The 17,121-nt window shown below is 35.2% G+C and carries 21 protein-coding genes; 12 read left to right on the top strand and 9 right to left on the bottom strand.

The window, feature by feature from the left end; genetic code table 11:
• The first annotated feature begins 91 nt into the window (after positions 1 to 91).
• The 3 genes from NSQ08_RS22640 to NSQ08_RS22630 all read left to right on the top strand — a co-directional run bounded on the left by NSQ08_RS22640 (position 92) and on the right by NSQ08_RS22630 (position 5,042).
• Positions 92 to 2,017: a beta-glucoside-specific PTS transporter subunit IIABC gene (locus NSQ08_RS22640; protein WP_340778964.1), complete on the top strand. Its 1,926-nt coding sequence runs from the start codon at positions 92 to 94 to the stop codon at positions 2,015 to 2,017.
• A gap of 94 nt (positions 2,018 to 2,111) precedes the next feature.
• Complete coding sequence (locus NSQ08_RS22635; protein ID WP_256485407.1) at positions 2,112 to 3,548, top strand: 6-phospho-beta-glucosidase; 1,437 nt, start codon at positions 2,112 to 2,114, stop codon at positions 3,546 to 3,548.
• 48 nt (positions 3,549 to 3,596) lie between these two features.
• On the top strand, positions 3,597 to 5,042 hold the full coding sequence (locus NSQ08_RS22630) for a glycoside hydrolase family 1 protein (RefSeq protein ID WP_256485406.1): 1,446 nt from the start codon (positions 3,597 to 3,599) through the stop codon (positions 5,040 to 5,042).
• A 39-nt stretch (positions 5,043 to 5,081) separates the two neighbouring features.
• Here NSQ08_RS22630 and NSQ08_RS22625 read toward each other — a convergent pair whose 3' ends face one another.
• The 4 genes from NSQ08_RS22625 to ytzI are packed head-to-tail and all read right to left on the bottom strand — an operon-like array spanning position 5,082 to position 5,963.
• The gene (locus tag NSQ08_RS22625; protein ID WP_340778961.1) at positions 5,082 to 5,312 is read right to left on the bottom strand and encodes a DUF3953 domain-containing protein; all 231 of its coding nucleotides are present in this window, start codon (positions 5,310 to 5,312) and stop codon (positions 5,082 to 5,084) included.
• Positions 5,313 to 5,336: 24 nt separating this feature from the next.
• Complete coding sequence (locus tag NSQ08_RS22620) at positions 5,337 to 5,567, bottom strand: DUF3953 domain-containing protein (protein WP_256485404.1); 231 nt, start codon at positions 5,565 to 5,567, stop codon at positions 5,337 to 5,339.
• Positions 5,568 to 5,581: 14 nt separating this feature from the next.
• Positions 5,582 to 5,812, bottom strand: coding sequence for a YczI family protein (locus NSQ08_RS22615; RefSeq protein WP_012261874.1), 231 nt, complete (start codon positions 5,810 to 5,812; stop codon positions 5,582 to 5,584).
• A gap of 1 nt (position 5,813) precedes the next feature.
• The gene (ytzI, locus tag NSQ08_RS22610) at positions 5,814 to 5,963 is read right to left on the bottom strand and encodes a YtzI protein (RefSeq protein WP_012261873.1); all 150 of its coding nucleotides are present in this window, start codon (positions 5,961 to 5,963) and stop codon (positions 5,814 to 5,816) included.
• Positions 5,964 to 6,046: 83 nt separating this feature from the next.
• Here ytzI and NSQ08_RS22605 point away from each other — a divergent pair, with 83 nt between their 5' ends.
• Positions 6,047 to 6,364 carry a hypothetical protein gene (locus tag NSQ08_RS22605; protein ID WP_002089150.1) on the top strand — a complete coding sequence of 106 codons (318 nt, stop codon included), beginning with the start codon at positions 6,047 to 6,049 and terminating at the stop codon, positions 6,362 to 6,364.
• A gap of 84 nt (positions 6,365 to 6,448) precedes the next feature.
• Positions 6,449 to 6,928: an antimutator 8-oxo-(dGTP/GTP)ase gene (mutTA, locus tag NSQ08_RS22600; RefSeq protein WP_002015736.1), complete on the top strand. Its 480-nt coding sequence runs from the start codon at positions 6,449 to 6,451 to the stop codon at positions 6,926 to 6,928.
• Between the two features lie 199 nt (positions 6,929 to 7,127).
• Here the strand turns inward: mutTA and NSQ08_RS22595 are convergent, their stop codons facing one another.
• Positions 7,128 to 7,799, bottom strand: coding sequence for an HAD family hydrolase (locus NSQ08_RS22595; RefSeq protein WP_340778950.1), 672 nt, complete (start codon positions 7,797 to 7,799; stop codon positions 7,128 to 7,130).
• 93 nt (positions 7,800 to 7,892) lie between these two features.
• Here NSQ08_RS22595 and NSQ08_RS22590 point away from each other — a divergent pair, with 93 nt between their 5' ends.
• Together NSQ08_RS22590 and NSQ08_RS22585 are read left to right on the top strand one after the other, a co-directional pair.
• Positions 7,893 to 8,996: a recombinase family protein gene (locus tag NSQ08_RS22590; RefSeq protein ID WP_340778948.1), complete on the top strand. Its 1,104-nt coding sequence runs from the start codon at positions 7,893 to 7,895 to the stop codon at positions 8,994 to 8,996.
• 226 nt (positions 8,997 to 9,222) lie between these two features.
• Positions 9,223 to 9,450, top strand: a complete 228-nt coding sequence (locus NSQ08_RS22585; RefSeq protein ID WP_002129567.1) for a hypothetical protein — start codon at positions 9,223 to 9,225, stop codon at positions 9,448 to 9,450.
• Between the two features lie 34 nt (positions 9,451 to 9,484).
• Here NSQ08_RS22585 and NSQ08_RS22580 read toward each other — a convergent pair whose 3' ends face one another.
• Genes NSQ08_RS22580 through NSQ08_RS22570 form a run of 3 tightly spaced genes read right to left on the bottom strand, consistent with a single transcriptional unit; the run spans position 9,485 to position 12,067 of the window.
• On the bottom strand, positions 9,485 to 10,291 hold the full coding sequence (locus tag NSQ08_RS22580) for an ABC transporter permease (RefSeq protein ID WP_033709532.1): 807 nt from the start codon (positions 10,289 to 10,291) through the stop codon (positions 9,485 to 9,487).
• The gene (locus tag NSQ08_RS22575) at positions 10,284 to 11,048 is read right to left on the bottom strand and encodes an ABC transporter ATP-binding protein (RefSeq protein WP_002034467.1); all 765 of its coding nucleotides are present in this window, start codon (positions 11,046 to 11,048) and stop codon (positions 10,284 to 10,286) included. Before NSQ08_RS22575 ends, NSQ08_RS22580 begins: the two co-directional genes overlap by 8 nt.
• A gap of 11 nt (positions 11,049 to 11,059) precedes the next feature.
• Positions 11,060 to 12,067: an ABC transporter substrate-binding protein gene (locus NSQ08_RS22570; protein ID WP_140152360.1), complete on the bottom strand. Its 1,008-nt coding sequence runs from the start codon at positions 12,065 to 12,067 to the stop codon at positions 11,060 to 11,062.
• 120 nt (positions 12,068 to 12,187) lie between these two features.
• Between NSQ08_RS22570 and NSQ08_RS22565 the strand changes: the two genes are divergently transcribed.
• The 5 genes from NSQ08_RS22565 (at position 12,188) to NSQ08_RS22545 (ending at position 16,242) form a co-directional block, all read left to right on the top strand.
• On the top strand, positions 12,188 to 12,484 hold the full coding sequence (locus NSQ08_RS22565; protein WP_002034469.1) for a DUF3986 family protein: 297 nt from the start codon (positions 12,188 to 12,190) through the stop codon (positions 12,482 to 12,484).
• An 11-nt stretch (positions 12,485 to 12,495) separates the two neighbouring features.
• Positions 12,496 to 12,726, top strand: coding sequence for a hypothetical protein (locus tag NSQ08_RS22560; protein WP_002034470.1), 231 nt, complete (start codon positions 12,496 to 12,498; stop codon positions 12,724 to 12,726).
• Positions 12,727 to 12,931: 205 nt separating this feature from the next.
• Positions 12,932 to 13,552, top strand: coding sequence for a YwbE family protein (locus NSQ08_RS22555; RefSeq protein ID WP_340778937.1), 621 nt, complete (start codon positions 12,932 to 12,934; stop codon positions 13,550 to 13,552).
• Between the two features lie 186 nt (positions 13,553 to 13,738).
• Positions 13,739 to 15,805 (top strand): LTA synthase family protein, encoded by a 2,067-nt coding sequence (locus tag NSQ08_RS22550; RefSeq protein WP_340778935.1) that lies wholly within the window; start codon positions 13,739 to 13,741, stop codon positions 15,803 to 15,805.
• A 152-nt stretch (positions 15,806 to 15,957) separates the two neighbouring features.
• Complete coding sequence (locus tag NSQ08_RS22545) at positions 15,958 to 16,242, top strand: ABC transporter permease subunit (RefSeq protein ID WP_306302657.1); 285 nt, start codon at positions 15,958 to 15,960, stop codon at positions 16,240 to 16,242.
• A gap of 49 nt (positions 16,243 to 16,291) precedes the next feature.
• Here NSQ08_RS22545 and NSQ08_RS22540 read toward each other — a convergent pair whose 3' ends face one another.
• Positions 16,292 to 17,101: an alpha/beta fold hydrolase gene (locus tag NSQ08_RS22540; protein ID WP_002034438.1), complete on the bottom strand. Its 810-nt coding sequence runs from the start codon at positions 17,099 to 17,101 to the stop codon at positions 16,292 to 16,294.
• Positions 17,102 to 17,121: the final 20 nt, after the last annotated feature.

Raw genomic sequence — 17,121 nt, 5'->3', positions numbered from 1 at the left:
AGTCAAACTGAGCATGCAGCTTATTTGCGTGTATGTTCAGTTGGACTCAGGTTTTTTATTTACAAAAAAGTGATAGAAAGTGGGGATAAATATGAAATATGAACAATTAGCAAAGGACATTATTGAAAATGTCGGCGGTAAAGAAAATATTATTAGTGTTGTTCACTGCATTACCCGTCTGCGTTTTCAATTAAGAGATGAAGGAAAAGCAAAGACAGACGTTTTGAAAAATATGGAGGGGATCGTCACTGTTATGAAAAGTGGTGGACAGTATCAAGTTGTTATTGGAAATCACGTACCTGATGTTTACGAAGCAGTAGTAACGATTGGTGATCTTCATACGTCAGCACCTGAAGAGGCTGATAGTAAGAAAAAAGGGGTATTTAATCAATTTATTGATGTAATTTCTAGTATATTCAGTCCCATTCTTGGAGTTTTAGCTGCGACAGGGATGATAAAAGGTTTAAACGCTCTGTTTGTAGCGCTGGGATGGTTAAGTAATACATCGGGAACGTATCAAATATTAAATGCAATCGGAGATTCTCTATTTTATTTCTTCCCAATCTTCCTTGGTTATACAGCGAGTAAGAAATTTGGCGGGAACATTTTTATTGGTATGGCAATAGGTGCATCGTTAGTTTATCCAGCACTTTCTGGATTAACGACAGGCAAGCCACTTTATACATTATTTGCAGGGACGATGTTTGAATCACCTGTTCATATTACGTTTTTAGGAATTCCAGTTATTTTAATGAGTTATGCATCATCAGTTATTCCAATTATTATCGCAGCTTACATAGGAGCGAAAGCAGAGAAGACGTTTAAGAAATTAATTCCAGACGTTGTAAAAACTTTCTTAGTACCGTTCTGTACATTACTTCTTGTTATCCCGCTAACGTTTATTGTTATCGGACCGATTGCAACATGGGCTGGTCAGCTTTTAGGACAAGGAACGATTTGGTTGTATGAATTAAGTCCATTAGTAGCGGGACTTTTCATCGGTGGTTTTTGGCAAGCAATTGTTATATTTGGTCTTCACTGGGGACTTGTTCCAGTAGCAATTAATAATCTTACCCTTTTGGGATCAGATCCAGTTTTAGCACTTATGTTTGGAGCTTCATTTGCACAAATTGGTGCTGTTTTAGCGGTTTGGCTGAAAACGAAGCAACAAAAATTAAAATCACTTAGTATTCCAGCTTTCATTTCTGGTATCTTCGGCGTCACTGAACCAGCGATTTATGGGATTACACTTCCACTAAAAAAACCATTTATTATGAGTTGTATTGGTGGAGCGATTGGCGGAGGAATATTAGGTCTTGCAGGATCAAAAGTATATATGGTAGGTGGCCTCGGTATATTCGGTATTCCAAATTTCATTGATCCAAAAGCCGGTATTACTATGGCATTCTGGGGCGCTATTATTGCAATTATTGTTTCTTTTGTATTTGGATTTATTCTTACTTATTTATTTGGATTTGATAAAGAAAAAATAGCTACAACAGTTGATGAAGCGGCAGCTACGTCAAAGGAAATGAATCGTAAAGAAGTTGGATCTCAAAATGAAAAAAACATCATTACTAGCCCGTTTGAAGGGAAAGTAATACAGTTGTCCAGCATTAAAGATGCAGCCTTTGCATCAGGTGCGCTAGGAAAAGGAGTTGCGATTGAACCTTCTATCGGTAAATTGTTTGCACCATTTTCAGGAACAGTTTCAGCACTATTTCCAACAAATCATGCAATTGGGATTGTAACTGATTATGGAGCAGAATTGCTGATTCATATCGGGATGGATACAGTTCAACTTGGTGGAAAACACTTCTCTTCACACATTGCGCAAGGAGATCGTGTAGAGAAAGGGCAATTACTTATTGAGTTCGATATACAAGCGATTCAAGCAGTAGGATATGTTGTAACGACACCGGTAGTGATAACGAATACTGATAAATATGATGTAGTAGTAGCGGAAGCAAATCCAATTAAAATTAGTGAGAATTTAATCGAAGTAATTAGTAAATAAAGTGAAACGATAATCATCGGGGCATCCCTCGCTGATTATGATTCACATCAATTGAGGTTTTATGAAATTACAATAGAGTAGAGGAGTGCTAGATATGTTAAATAATAAATTTCCAAAAGGTTTTTTATGGGGCGGAGCAATTGCTGCGAATCAGGCTGAAGGAGCGTATTTAGAAGGTGGAAAAGGGTTAACAACGGTTGATTTATTACCAACGGGTGAAAAGCGTTGGGAGGTTATGGCCGGGAACCTTAATTCCTTTAAGCCGATTGAAGGAGAATTCTATCCTTCACATGACTCAATTGACTTTTATCATCATTTTAAAGAAGATATTGCTTTATTTGCAGAGATGGGATTTAAATCGCTACGTGTATCGATTGCTTGGACGAGAATTTTTCCAAATGGCAACGATGAGGCTGTAAATGAAGCTGGTTTACAGTTCTATGATGATTTATTTGATGAATTATTAAAATATAATATTGAACCAGTTGTTACGATGGCTCATTTTGATGTCCCTGTACATTTAGTTGAAGCATATGGGGGCTGGAGAGACAGAAAACTTGTACACTATTTTGAGAAGTATGCGAAAACTATTTTTAATAGATATAAAGATAAAGTGAAATATTGGATGACGTTCAATGAAATAAATATGCTACTTCATTTACCATTTGTAGGTGCAGGTCTTGTATTTAAAGAGGGAGAGAATAAAAAACAAATCCAATATCAAGCGGCGCATCACCAGCTTGTTGCAAGTGCACTGGCAGTGAAAGCTTGTCATGAAATTATACCTAATGCCAAAATCGGATGTATGTTAGCGGCAGGAACTGTATATCCACATACATGTAATCCAGAAGATGTGTTCAATGCAATGGAAAAAGATCGTGAATCCTTCTTCTTTATTGATGTTCAGGCTAGAGGAGCATATCCAGGATATGCGAAGAGATTCTTTAAGGATCATAAACTAGTAATTGAGATGGAAAAAGATGATGAAGAGATTTTGAAAAAGTATACGGTTGATTATATTGGATTCAGTTATTACTCAAGTAGGGTAACAAGTACGGATCCAAAAGTATTAAACAGTATGATAAATGGAAATGTATTTGGTTCTATTGAAAATCCTTATCTAGAAAAATCAGAATGGGGATGGACTATTGATCCAAAAGGTTTTAGGATTACTGCAAATCAGTTGTATGATCGCTATCAAAAGCCTTTATTCGTCGTTGAAAATGGTCTTGGGGCTGTTGATGAGGTTACTTCTGAAGGTGAGATTCATGATGATTATCGAATTGAATATTTAGAGAAACATGTGATAGAAATGGCTGAAGCGATTGAAGATGGAGTAGAAATTATAGGGTATACAAGCTGGGGACCGATTGATATTGTCAGCGCATCGACTGGCGAGATGAAAAAGCGTTATGGCTACATTTATGTTGATAAAGATAATGAAGGAAACGGATCAAAAAAGAGAATGAAAAAGAAGAGTTTTGATTGGTATAAAAAAGTGATTGAATCTAATGGTGAAAATCTGATCTAATCTTTAAAGCTATCTTTATATAGAAGAAAAACTGAGGAGTGGATTGTAATGAAAAAACAAACGAAAAGATTTCCTGAAGGATTTTTATGGGGCGGAGCTACTGCTGCTAACCAAATGGAAGGTGGATTTTACGAAGGTGGAAAAGGACTAAATATTGCAGACGTTTTACCTGGTGGAAAAGGACGTCTTAAAATATTGCAAGATCCTGGTTTTAATTTTGAAATTGATAAAACAAAATACAATTATCCAAACCATGAAGGTATTGATTTCTATCATCGTTATAAAGAAGATATTGCCTTGTTTGCAGAGATGGGTTTTAAATCTTTTCGTATGTCTATTGCTTGGACAAGAATTTTCCCAAATGGTGATGAACTAGAGCCAAATGAAGAGGGATTAGCTTTTTATGACCGCGTTTTTGCAGAGCTAGAAAAACACAAAATTGAGCCTGTTGTGACAATTTCTCATTACGAAATGCCAGTAAACCTCGTTAAGAAATATGGTGGCTGGAGAAATCGTGAAGTGATTGGTTTCTTCGAAAGATATGTAAATGCTATATTGAATCGCTACAAAAATAAAGTGAAATATTGGATGACATTCAATGAGATTAATAGCGGTTTAATCATGCCGATTATGGGACTTGGATTTTCTATTAATAAAGAAGAAGATAAATATGAGCCAACATTCCAAGCATTCCATCATCAATTTGTTGCGAGTGCACTTGCAGTGAAAGCTTGTCACGAGATCATTCCAGAATCACAAATAGGTTGTATGATTATATATGCTCCAGTCTACTCATATGATTGTGATCCGCAAAGTGAGTTGTATGCACTTCAAGAAGAGCGTTTATTTAATTACTTCTGTGCGGATGTTCAAGTTCGTGGTAAATATCCAACGTTCATTCAATCATATTTCAAAAAAAATAATATTGAATTAGACATTCAAGAAGGTGACTTAGAGTTAATTAAAGAGCATACAGTGGATTACATCGGTTTCAGCTATTACATGTCTCGTACGGAGAAAAAAGAGAAGACTGAGCAAGAAAAGGCGCAAGGAAATATTATGGCAGGTATAAAAAATCCATTCCTTAAAGCGAGTGATTGGGGATGGGAAATTGATCCGGCTGGCTTAAGAATTTCATTAAATAAATTATATGATAGATATGAAGTGCCACTTTTTGTTGTTGAGAATGGTTTAGGTGCTTATGATGAAATAGAAGAAGACGGTACAATTCATGATGATTACCGAATTAACTATTTACGTGAGCATATGATAGCAATGAGTGATGCGATACAAGAAGATGGCGTTGAAATGATTGGATATACGAGCTGGGGATGTATCGATCTAGTAAGTGCGTCCACAGGAGAGATGTCTAAACGCTACGGTTACATTTATGTTGATAAACATGATGACGGATCTGGAACGTTAGAGCGTAAAAAGAAAGACTCGTTCTTCTGGTATAAAGACGTTATTAATACTAATGGAGAAATACTTTAATACGAGTTTAAAAAAGAAGAGCAGGAATGCTCTTCTTTTTTATGGAAGTATACCGGACACTCCAACATATAAAGTAGCAGCAAAACAGAGAAAATAAACAAATGCTTTTGCTTTTTGCTGCTCTTCTATTTCATCAATTCTAAAAAGGATAAACATAATACTTAAAAGGATAAATACGAATGGTAAAAGCATAGGGAGGTTTGCAAAGAGGCTAAATAAAGCAAGAATAAGAGAAGCAGCTGCTAGTATAATTCGAATGTTTTTTAACATATAATCCTCCTTTAAATAGACAAATTAACGAAGTATTTCTGAGATACCTAGATATAAAACTGCTGCACCGACTAAAAAAACGAGTGTACTACTTACTTTTTTATGTTCCATCATTTCCTCTATACTTACAATGAAAGCCATACCGCCTAAAAAGATAAACATATAAGGGATAATTCCTCTATTTCCAGTAATAAAACCATAGATTGCTATAGATAAAGCGATAAGTGAAAAAGTAATTCGAACTCCTTTTAGCATAAAGAATCCTCCTTCTATTTTATGTATGTAATGATGAGAACAATCCAAGAGAATGCTCCAGCAACAATGCAAATAAATCCGGTTCCTGAATCCTTCTTTTTTATTTGCTCAATTGCGATGAGAAACATTAAAGCTCCTAATAGAAATTGTGAAAGTGGTAGAAAGTTATTTTGACCTGTATAGAGCCCAATTGCCGACATAATTATCACAGTGAGTGCGAGTGCGATGCGAAGTATACGAAGCATACTATGATTCCTCCTTATTATTTTTCGAGTAAGGGTTGTCTTCGGGCTTATCAACAGAATGTTTATATGCGTAGCCTTTATTAATCGTCATAACGGAGAGTACTAATATGATCAGTACGATTATAATGCCGATAATTAATATTTTGAGCATGAAATCCCTCCTTTTCTTTATTTTACATAATTTTGTAATTGATGAAAACAATAGAAATTAAAAGGATGAAAGAAGGGTGTTACATGGAGAATAAAAAAACATATTATATATCAGTTGGAAATGGTCAAATTTCGCAAGTGAAGACGGCGGATACGTATAATTTTGAAATTTATGCAAATGACGAAGAGATTACGGAGTTAAGAGAGTATTTTGATCAAGCGTATGAAGAGGACTTAGGTTCGTATGTACGCTCCCACGTTCCATTCGTTGAGTATCATCACGATTCGAATAATGATCGATATGATGAACAACTACAAAAAGCATATAAAATGATTTATGATCTAGGGAATCATGAAACGAAAGAATTAGTCGCACAAATGGGAATAATCAATGGATTGTAATTGGATAATATTATGCAGAAAAGCGAGAATATGCTACAATTTGTGGTAGGAAAAACTTGTAATCATCAATAGGGGAGTAATGGCATGTACAAATTTAAAGATTATTACCACAACACTGTACAATTATCGTTTGAACGTTACCCATTTTCTCCTGAGCCAAAGCATGTTTGGGTTGTATGCCGGTACGGGGATCAATGGTTATTAACGCATCATTTACGCCGTGGTCTTGAATTTCCAGGTGGTAAAGTAGAACTCGGGGAAACACCGGAAGAAGCGGCAGTTCGAGAAGTTCATGAGGAAACCGGCGGCATAGTTTCTGATTTAACTTACTTAGGGCAATACAAAGTATCCGGAAAAGACAAAATAATCATTAAAAACATTTATTTTGCAACAATTAGTGCGGTAGAGCAACATACGCATTACGAAGAAACGAAAGGGTCTGTTTTATTAAAAGACATTCCTGATAATATTAAAACTGATAGAAAATTTAGCTTTATTATGCGCGATGATGTATTAGCGCGTACGATGAAACATATAGAAGAAATCGGCTGTTTTACGAAGTAAAGTGGCCGGTTTCTTTTTTTGATTAAATACCCAAAAAAGGTGTGAATATATCTTTACTTTTAGGGAGGCATTTGGGAATGAAAGTATCCACTTACTATTGTCACTTTTTGTCGGTAAATCGATATATTTCAAAAATCGCTGATATATTTGGAGTTGCGGTCGATATATTCGAAAAATCGCTGATATAATTTATTTATTATTATATTGTTTTTCTCTCCGCCCCTAAAAACGAAAGCACTTCTAACAAATCATCCACCACACGTGAATGTTCAAAGTCACCCCAAAATAAATCTCTCTTCCAAACGCCAAGAATGCCTATTTGTTCAGCTCCTATTACGTCATTTTCTGGATGGTCTCCAACGTAAAGGCATTCTTCTGCTTTTACGTTTAGCTTTTGCAAAGCTCGTTCGAAAATCTCAGGATGTGGTTTTTTAATTCCTTCTGCTTCTGAAATGAAAATTGTGTTTGTATACGTATGTATGTTTAGTGCTCGAAGGGTGCTCATCTGAAATTTAGTAAAGCCGTTTGTAATAATACCAATTTTAATGTTTCGCTGAGTTAGTTGTTGAAGTAATTCATGCATGTTTTGGAAAGGAATACAATGATGTTGGAAGTTTGTAATGTAGTCGTGCAGCAGTTGCTCTTGCGTTAAAGTGGTAATGTTGTATTCGCAAAGGAGAGTGGAATATACCTTATCTTTCCACGTGTAACCATTATTGTCGAGTTCGAGAAAACGAGAGCAATACTCGAATTTTTCTATGTTTATCAAATGAAAGGCGAAGCGATTATATTGATCGCGAATAAATTGCTCTAGAGATTGGCGACGATCTAATAGTGTTCCATCTAAGTCAAATAAGATTGCTCGAATCATGGGAAACCTCCATACAGCTTTTATAATTAATTATCGCATATTCGTTAAAAAATGATTATGATATTTTTGTAGAATGGAATAATGGAGGTGCGTATGAAGAAACTGTATGGCAAGTTAATGTGTTTTATGATTTCAACGGGCTTAGTAGCTGGATGTGATATGTCGGAGCAAACTTCGAAAAGAGAGAAAAAAGATGTGTGCGAAACGACAGAAGAATGCACACAAATAGGTGATAAAACACTTCAAAAAGTATATAAAAAGATAGATGGACTTTCAGAACTTGAAGTACTAGAGGATTATGATTTAGAAGGACATTCAAGTAACGATATGAAAAAAAAGGATGATGAAAATTATTTCTTTTTAGCTTCTTATTATATCGATGGTGATGAAATTGTAGATCCTTATTTCGATAAACTAGATCGCAAACGATTGAATAAGGCTTTTGCGGAGGATAAGGACGCGAAAGAAGAAGTATTAAAGCAACGTCAAGATAGGGATTATCATGAATCGTTATGGGAGATGTATAGCACGCTTATTCCTGCTAAGTATCGCACTGACATAAAAGAGTTTGATATGGTAACAGATGGATACGATGGAATTGTGGCTCATGTTATGCCGAGTATGGAGTATCCGAAAGAGTGGACCATTAGTTTAGATACGCTTGATTCTGCAGTAAATATCGATCAAGTGATGAAAACATTAATACATGAGACGGCTCACGTATTAACGCTGGGACATAAACAAATACCAGTAAATGAAAAGTACTTAAAGGCTTTTGAAGAAGATAAAGATATTTCATCATACCAAAATAAATGTAAATCTCTTTTCTTACAAGAAGGATGTGCGAAGGAGAGCTCTTATATAAATCAATTTTATAATTCTTTCTGGAAACCAATTGACCAGGAGTGGACAGAAAAGAAAGTGGAAGAAAGCGAAGAAGCTCAAATTGAATTTTTTAAGGAAAAGCATGGTGAGTTTGTTTCACTGTATGGGACGACAAATGTGGCAGAGGATATTGCGGATACATTTACAGCGTTTATTTTACAAGATTCAAAAAAGGTGAAAGAAGGAACAGAATTAAAATATAAAAAAATTATCTTCTTCTATCAATTCCCCGAGCTTGTAAAAATGAGAGCGGAAGTGTTAGCGGGATTATATGATGTTTCGAAAACGATAGAACAACCAAGTGGACACTAATGCGAATTATGTGATCGATATATTTTAGCCAAGGGAAAACGTGAAGAATTATAGTTCTTTGCGTTTCTTTATGTTGATAAAATTGAAAATTCTGTCTTTTTTTAAAAAAGAAGAAGGAACTGAATCATTAAAATAGAATTAGTATAAAAACGTCACAAATTAGACACAATTATAATGCGCATAGTATAGGGGCTATAAGTTTACTCTCGAGGAGGTAATGAAACGTATGAAAACGATTCTTGCTGTTGCTGGTCTCATTTGGGTAATGTCTCACGGTTTTCCGATTTTTGAAGGAGAGCAAATTCGTAGTGCATTAAATAAAGAGTTTAATGATTATCATATTATTGATCGAAAAGATAATGTCGTTACGGTGCGTGTGAAAGATTGTTTCCATACAGTTACGGTTGCTAATGGGAATATTGCAGATGATTCAAAAATGTGTGATAAAAGGTAAGAGAAAGAAGCTGACTCTAGCATATCGCTCTAAGTCAGCTTTTTTTTCGTTTTCCAATAAGGAGTTTTTCAAATGCCTCGACAAATACATACATAAGAGTTGCGAGGACGCAAGTGAGCATTACACTGAGCAAGACGAGTGTGAAGTTAAAGACTTGGAATCCATAGCTAATTAAATAGCCAAGTCCTTGTTTAGAAACGAGGAGTTCCCCGAAAATAACACCGACCCATGATAAGCCAACATTTACTTTTAACGTTGAAATAATTGCAGGGAAAGATGAAGGGAGAATAACGTGCTTATAGCATTGCCATTTATTTGCGCCAAATGTGTCCATGACCTTAATATAGTTGGAATCGACTTCTTGAAATGCGCTGTAAATAACGAGAATGGTAATGATGATGGAGATGATTACCCCCATTGCGATAGAGGATGAAATATTTGGACCGAAAATAACAATGATGATTGGACCGAGTGCAACTTTTGGCATTGCATTTAGGACGACGAGATAAGGATCAAGTACGCGGGCCAAAAGTGGCATCCACCAAAGGAGAGTAGCAATAATAGCTCCGAGTACAGTTCCGAGAATGAAGCCTACTCCTGTTTCAAGTAATGTCGTCCATATGTGGACCCAAAGTGAACCGTCAATCCATTTCGTTAAAAAGAGATCCCAAATACTTGAAGGAGAGCTAAAGAGTAAAGGATCAATCCATTCTTTTTTACTAGCTATTTCCCATATTGCAAAGAAAAGAACAAGAAGTACAAGTTGTAAAGAGCGAGCTAACCATGCATGTTGTCTTTCTTTTTTTCGAAACTGTTCATGTAGTTGTTTTATATTATCCAAGTCGTTCCAGCTCCTTCCATATTTCTTGGAAGAGGGATGGAAAGTCATGGTGGTGGCGTGCTTCTAACGGCGATAAGGAACGGATACTTTCTGGAACGATGAATGTTTTTGCGATTTTTCCAGGGTTCGCCTGCAGTAAATAAATACGATCACTCATCGCAATTGCTTCTTCAATATCATGTGTCACAAGTAGGGATGTTTTCTTATAGTTACGTAGTAATGTGAAGACGAGATCTTCTAGTTTTAATTTTGTTTGATAATCAAGAGCGGAAAATGGTTCATCTAACAATAAAATTTTTGGGTCGGTCGCTAATGTTCGAACGAGTGCAGCACGTTGGCGCATACCACCGGATAGTTCACGAGGGTATTGCTGTTCTATATCATATAGGCCGACTTGTTTTAAAAGCTTTAATGTATGTTCTTTCGTATTTTCATCATAAACCTTCCGAATATGAAGTCCGAGCATAATATTTTCTTCAATTGTTTTCCACGGAAACAAGTAATCTTGCTGGAGCATATAGCCCATAGAGGGGGTCTTAGTTGTAATTGGTTCACCATCTAAAAATACGATACCTTCAATTGGATCAAGTAGCCCTGCGATGATGGAGAGGAGCGTTGTTTTTCCGCAACCACTTGGACCAAGGATTGAAATAAATTCGCCTTCTTCTACTTGCAAACTCATATCTTCAAGAATAAGTTTGGCATTTTCTTTTGCAAAAAAGCAGTGAGAAACGTTACGTATTTGTAAAAAGCTCATACACTTCGCCTCTATTTCTTAATAACGCTTTCGGCAATTTTTGTATTGACGAGCGCTTCATGTGGAACTTCTTTTTGTAATTCACCAGATTCTTTCATAATCGTTTGAAGTTGTTTCCATTCTACATCATCTAATAATGGATTTGTCGCATATGAATGTTGTTTTTTGTAGCGTTCAATTACTTTTACTGAAATGTCTTTTGAAGTGTCTTTAAATAGTGGTGAAACGGCATCGGCAATCTCTTCTGGACTATGTGTATCAACCCATTGCTGCGCTTTATATAGTGCGCGCGTGAATTTTTCTGCAGCAGCTTTATCTTTCTTTAAGAAACTTTCTTTTGCCATAAACGTTGTATAAGGGACAGTACCAGATTCAGCTCCGAAAGACGCGACGATATAACCTTTTCCTTCTTTTTCAAGTATACTTGCAGTCGGTTCAAAGAGCTGTACAAATTCTCCCGTACCAGATGCAAAGGCATTTGCAATATTAGCAAACTCGATATTTTGAATTAAGTTCGTATCTTTGCGAGGGTCAATGCCATTTTTCTTTAAAACGTATTCACCAACCATTTGCGGCATGCCGCCTTTACGCTGTCCTAAAAACGTAACGCCTTTTACGTCGTTCCAATTAAAAGAGTCTAATTTTTTACGGGAAACTAAAAATGTACCATCTGTTTGTGTAAGCTGCGCAAAATTAATGACAGGATCTTTTGCTCCTTGTTGATGAACATAAATAGACGTTTCTGAACCAACGAGAGCAATATCAATTCCGCCAGATAAAAGGGTGGTCATCGTTTTATCTCCGCCAGCTGTTGTTTGTAAGTCAATATTTAAGCCTTCATCTTTAAAAAATCCTTTTTCAATTCCAACATATAATGGTGCGTAGAAAAGAGAGTGTGTAACTTCGCCAACGCGAATTTTTTGAGCTTGTTTTTTCGTACTTTCCTTTGTACTACTACAAGCAGCGAATGTGAAAACAGCTAGTAACATGATGCAAAAAACGGTTATTAATTTTTTCACTATATGACACCTCCTAGAAGTCAATCTACAAGCATAATATGTAGGTAAGTGCCCATATGTGAGTATAGATAGCAGGAATTTTTCGGGTAATAAAGAAGTACAAATATAAGGGGTGATAAAATGGATTACGAATACGATGATAGCGTACATTTACATCTTGATTATTTCGGAACTGAATGTGATATGGAATCGATTGCTTATAAGAGGAAGCATGAAGACGTGTGGGATGTGTATTTTAATTTTGGAGTATACGGTCTTCAGAAAGAGGAGATAGAGACAGGTCGGTTTATGGACGAATATGCTGGTTATTACGTTTTTTCTGTACATGCTCGTGATTTGAGCTGGGAGTTTGGAAGTGCTCAGTTTGAGGAATGGGTTTTGAAGAACCATATAGTAGAAAGAACGCTTCAAAAATAGGGAGGAATTTTGTGTTTGAATTTCTCATCTTATTGCTTATTTGTGTAATTGGAATTTACATCATGCAAGTGCTCACTTACCGATTCGCAAAGAAAAATATTCATAAATATAAGGAAATGAAATGGATTCATATGTGGCTAGACATGACTATGAAAAAGGGTCCGAGATTAGATTTGTTTGATTTTGTACTTATAGTAATCGTAAGTATCATATGGAAAATATGGATGCTTCCTCTTGTATAGTAAACATACTAATCATTTCGTCATTTTCCCGTTCATAATAAATAACGAAAAGAACCTGTCATGTGACAGGTTCTTTTCTATTTGTAGCATGTAGTGTTACATAGAAAATCCAATACATACGACAAATTACGACAAGTGGGTTCATACATATTTGTTATTCTATTAAAGGTCATTATTTGTAATGTATATATAGGGGGATTTTTTAATGTTAAAGAAATTATTATTATTATTACTTACGGGCTTATGTGTAGTTGTTTTAACAGCTTGTAAAGATGAAGAGGACAAGCTGAAGGCGGCGGAAGAACAGAAAATAGATGAGAAAAAAGTTGAAGAAGATAAGAAGGCTGAAGAAAAGCGTAAGCAAGAAGAGCAGCAAAAAGTAGAAGAAGAAAAGCGTAAGCAAGAAGAACAACAAAGAGTAGAAGAAGAAAAGCGTAAGCAAGAAGAGCAGCAAAAAGTAGAAGAAGAAAAGCGTAAGCAAGAAGAGCAGCAAAGAGTAGAAGAAGAAAAGCGTAAGCAAGAAGGGCAGCAAAGAGTAGAAGAAGAAAAGCGTAAGCAAGAAGAGCAACAGAAGGCTCAGCAGCAACAGTCTGCACAACAAGAGAGAACACAAAAACAAGAAAAAACAACACAAGCAACAGGTGGGAAGCCGACAAGATCACAAATTTCGGTTGGTTCACATGTGGTTATTCAATTAGATAAAGATTATAGTAAAACAGTGAGTGGTGTTGTGAAAGATATTTTAACAAATACAGAAACACATACGTACGGAATTAAAGTTCGATTACAAGATGGACAAATTGGCCGTGTGCAAAGTGTTGGGTAATGAAAAAAAGAGATTTCCTTTCTTAGGAAATCTCTTTTTTTCATTCGGTATGTACAAGAGGTAACAGATGACATTATACGGAGGGTGTACATGAGAAGACGTTGTGTACATAATATGTTATGTTTATATAAGTAATATTTTATTACGGTGCGGGGTGAAATTAATAAACAGAAAAGAGGGAATGAATTGAGGGGGAATTTTTCATTTCATCAGCCAAGAAGAAGTATATTAATTTCAGCGATGTTAAGTGGTCTAGTAACCCTATATGTAGTACCCACAATTTACTTGATTTTAAAATATTTTAGTTTAGATACAATGAAAGATATGTTAAATCAAAAAATTGTCTTAAGTATAATGACAATTTTGATGTGGATTGTACTATTGAATGTTGCGCATTTGAATAAAGATATAGTTAATAAATTTAAACCGATTATTAGGATTTATATTAGAATGTTTTTAGTAGCCCATGTGGTTACTTTGCTTTTTATTTTCACGCAAAATAATATGAATCTCGTAAATACACTGAATTGGATTTACAATTATAACGCACAGTTTATATTTAGTTTAATTGTAATTTATGCGATATATGTTTTGGTGTATAACGTGCTTGGGAAAGTTTTTTTGAGTACTATTTTGACAAGCATTTTGCTAATCATTTTGGTTATTGTAAATCACTTCAAAATTGTTTTTAGGGGAGACCCACTATATCCTTCTGATTTTACACAGATTGGACATATGCAATCTGTTATACCAATGGTGATGGATTATTTTAGTTGGGGTTATATTCTTCTCGTTATTGTAAGTGTTGTTGTCTGTATTTTGGCGGGTATGTATGTGAGGAAGTATATTCAAAATGTAAAAGTTCATGCAGGCGTACGAGTTCTATTTATAATAGGATCCGTTTTTATTTTATATGTGTATGGTAATTTTACGGATACGTTTTTGAATAAATGGTTTCAAAAGTCAGGTATAGAGTTCATTTTGTGGAATCAAAATGAAAATTATGCTTCAAATGGTTTTGTGCTAGGATTTATAAGTAATTTAGATACGACAGTCATTGAAAAGCCGAAAGATTATTCAAAAGAAAATATGCTTCAAATAGCAAACGATATAAAGAAACAATATAGTAGCAATATAGGGGCGCAGAAGCAAAAAGAGAAACCGAATATTATTTTTGTAATGAGTGAATCGTTTTGGGATCCAACGAAGTTAACGAACCTGTCCTTTAGTGAAGATCCTTTACCTAATTTGCATCATTATATAGAAAGTTTTCCTGGTGGACAAACTATTTCTCCTGCATTTGGAGGAAATACTGCGAACGTTGAATTTGAGGTATTAACGAGTTATTCAATGAGTTTGTTAAAACCAGGATCTATACCATATCAGCAAGTTGTTACAAATAAGAAAGAAATTCCATCAATTCCTCGAGCTTTGAAAAAAGAAGGGTATTATACAAGTGCAATTCATTCGTTCGGTCGCTCATTCTTTAAACGGGATGATGTATATAAAGTGTTAGGGTTTGATAAGTTTAATGCACAAGATACGATGGAAAATGTAGAAGTTGATGGAGATTATATTAGCGATTTATCTATGAGTAAAGAGATAATAGCTGAATTAGAGAAGCAAAAGAAACCTACGTTTGTTCATGCAGTTACGATGCAAAATCATTTTCCATTTACAGAAGGAAGATTTGGTGAAAATCAAATAGAGATTAGTGGATTAGAAAATGAAGAGTCGAAGGCTGAATTAGAGACTTATACAGAAGGGTTAAGACGTTCAGATGAAGCTCTTCAATATTTAATAGAGGAGCTAGATAATTTAGATAGACCTACATTATTAGTATTCTTTGGGGACCATCTCCCATCACTAGGAACAAATAAATCTCTTTATAAAGAGACTGGTTATATAACAAATGAAAAAACGCCAAGTGAACGATTAGCGATGGCGCAAACGCCGTTATTAATGTATGCAAATTTTGATATGCCAAATGACAATTTAGGTTTAGTAAGTCCAATCTATTTTTCAAATCTTGTCTTTGATTATGCTGGATTAAATAAGGTACCATTCTATCAATTTTTATCGAAGTTATATGGAGAAATTCCCGTACTTCGTGATGAATTGAAGATAGGAAAAGACGGAGAAGCAATAAAAAGTTTAACAGAAAAACAAAAAGAAATGTTAAAGCAATATGAGTTTATTCAATATGACTTACTCATCGGAAAGCAATATAGTAAGGATATATTATTTAAATAGGCGACAAAAAAGAACTTGTATACGATACAAGTTCTTTTTTCATAGTATTTAACGGGATAATCAGACAAGCTAGGTTTAGGGAGTATTACTTGTACATTTAGTATAAATTAAAATAGGGTCGTTTTAATAATTGATTTGTGAGAAGTGTGTGAATTTTTCATCTAGTATATAATTGGACAATTTGTTTAATTTTAATAGAATCAGTTCCAGATCTATTATTAGTTTTTAGTTTACAATTATTTGTTGTGTGGATTTATAAACAAACAGGATTTCGAGTGGTTAGTATTTATGCGTTTAACGATGAGCGTGTTTATTTTTTATCTATTCTTTGTATGACAATTGTTCCAACTCTTCATTTTTTCCGCATTATCGTTTTATTTTTAATGGAAGAGAAGAATAAGTCATATGTGGAATTTGCTCGTGCAAAAGGTAGTTAAGAAAAAAGAATTTGCCGTAAGGGCAAATTCTTTTTTTACTGTAAAGGAACTATGAATTTAAAAATTTTATCAGTTCCTTATTTAATTCATCCGCTTGATCGATCGGAGAGCCGTGGCCACTATTTGTAAGAGGATATAGTTCAGAGTTTTTAATTCGCTCTTTTGTTAGCTCAGCACTTTTATAAGGGATGAGTTGGTCGTGAACACCGTGGAATATTTTTGTTGGGACGTTAATTTTACTTAAGTCCTTCGTTACGTCTTCGTTTGCAGCGGCTTGCAAAATTTTGATGAGAGCATAAGAAGCGGACTGCATACCGAGATAAGAAAACCATTCTAACGTGGCAGCTCCTAAGTTTCTATTAAAAAATGATAAAGATACATCACTTAGAAACTTAGGTAAATTTACATACATTTGAGCAATCAGAGCATCTGCTTGTTCTTTCGGTACGCCGTAAGGGGATTCTTGGTTTTTCACGAAAGAAGGAGAGACAGCATCCACTAATGCAAGTTTGGAAATACGACGCCCATTATATCGTGACATATACCGAATAGAGAGAGCGCCACCGACTGAGAAGCCGACTAACGTAGCATCTTCTATTTGAAGTGCATCTAATACAATTGCGATATCATCAGCTAAACGATCATAAGTGTAACCAGTCCATGGTTTATCAGACTGTCCGTTTCCTCGTATATCCATGGCGATGCAGCGGAAACCATGTTGTGGTAAGATATTAAATTGATATTGGTACATTTGATGATTTAAAGGCCAGCCATGAACGAAGAAGACAGGTTTACTTCCAGGGCCTGGGTTAATATCCTCAACAAAAATGTGTACATCTTTTTCCACTGTAACGAACATGACGTATCCTCCTCATGTAT

The organism is Bacillus sp. FSL E2-8887, assembly GCF_038007205.1.
GTDB lineage: Bacteria > Bacillota > Bacilli > Bacillales > Bacillaceae_G > Bacillus_A > Bacillus_A mycoides.
The sequence above is the reverse complement of the archived record's forward strand: the minus strand, read 5'-3'. Positions and strand labels throughout refer to the sequence as shown.

Bases quoted from the DNA above. Each gene is read 5' to 3' on its own strand.
- NSQ08_RS22640 (WP_340778964.1), top strand. From the start codon at position 92: ATGAAATATGAACAATTAGCAAAGGACATTATTGAAAATGTCGGCGGT.
- NSQ08_RS22635 (WP_256485407.1), top strand. From the start codon at position 2,112: ATGTTAAATAATAAATTTCCAAAAGGTTTTTTATGGGGCGGAGCAATT.
- NSQ08_RS22630 (WP_256485406.1), top strand. From the start codon at position 3,597: ATGAAAAAACAAACGAAAAGATTTCCTGAAGGATTTTTATGGGGCGGA.
- NSQ08_RS22625 (WP_340778961.1), bottom strand. From the start codon at position 5,312: ATGTTAAAAAACATTCGAATTATACTAGCAGCTGCTTCTCTTATTCTT.
- NSQ08_RS22620 (WP_256485404.1), bottom strand. From the start codon at position 5,567: ATGCTAAAAGGAGTTCGAATTACTTTTTCACTTATCGCTTTATCTATA.
- NSQ08_RS22615 (WP_012261874.1), bottom strand. From the start codon at position 5,812: ATGCTTCGTATACTTCGCATCGCACTCGCACTCACTGTGATAATTATG.
- ytzI (WP_012261873.1), bottom strand. From the start codon at position 5,963: ATGCTCAAAATATTAATTATCGGCATTATAATCGTACTGATCATATTA.
- NSQ08_RS22605 (WP_002089150.1), top strand. From the start codon at position 6,047: ATGGAGAATAAAAAAACATATTATATATCAGTTGGAAATGGTCAAATT.
- mutTA (WP_002015736.1), top strand. From the start codon at position 6,449: ATGTACAAATTTAAAGATTATTACCACAACACTGTACAATTATCGTTT.
- NSQ08_RS22595 (WP_340778950.1), bottom strand. From the start codon at position 7,799: ATGATTCGAGCAATCTTATTTGACTTAGATGGAACACTATTAGATCGT.
- NSQ08_RS22590 (WP_340778948.1), top strand. From the start codon at position 7,893: ATGAAGAAACTGTATGGCAAGTTAATGTGTTTTATGATTTCAACGGGC.
- NSQ08_RS22585 (WP_002129567.1), top strand. From the start codon at position 9,223: ATGAAAACGATTCTTGCTGTTGCTGGTCTCATTTGGGTAATGTCTCAC.
- NSQ08_RS22575 (WP_002034467.1), bottom strand. From the start codon at position 11,048: ATGAGCTTTTTACAAATACGTAACGTTTCTCACTGCTTTTTTGCAAAA.
- NSQ08_RS22565 (WP_002034469.1), top strand. From the start codon at position 12,188: ATGGATTACGAATACGATGATAGCGTACATTTACATCTTGATTATTTC.
- NSQ08_RS22555 (WP_340778937.1), top strand. From the start codon at position 12,932: ATGTTAAAGAAATTATTATTATTATTACTTACGGGCTTATGTGTAGTT.
- NSQ08_RS22540 (WP_002034438.1), bottom strand. From the start codon at position 17,101: ATGTTCGTTACAGTGGAAAAAGATGTACACATTTTTGTTGAGGATATT.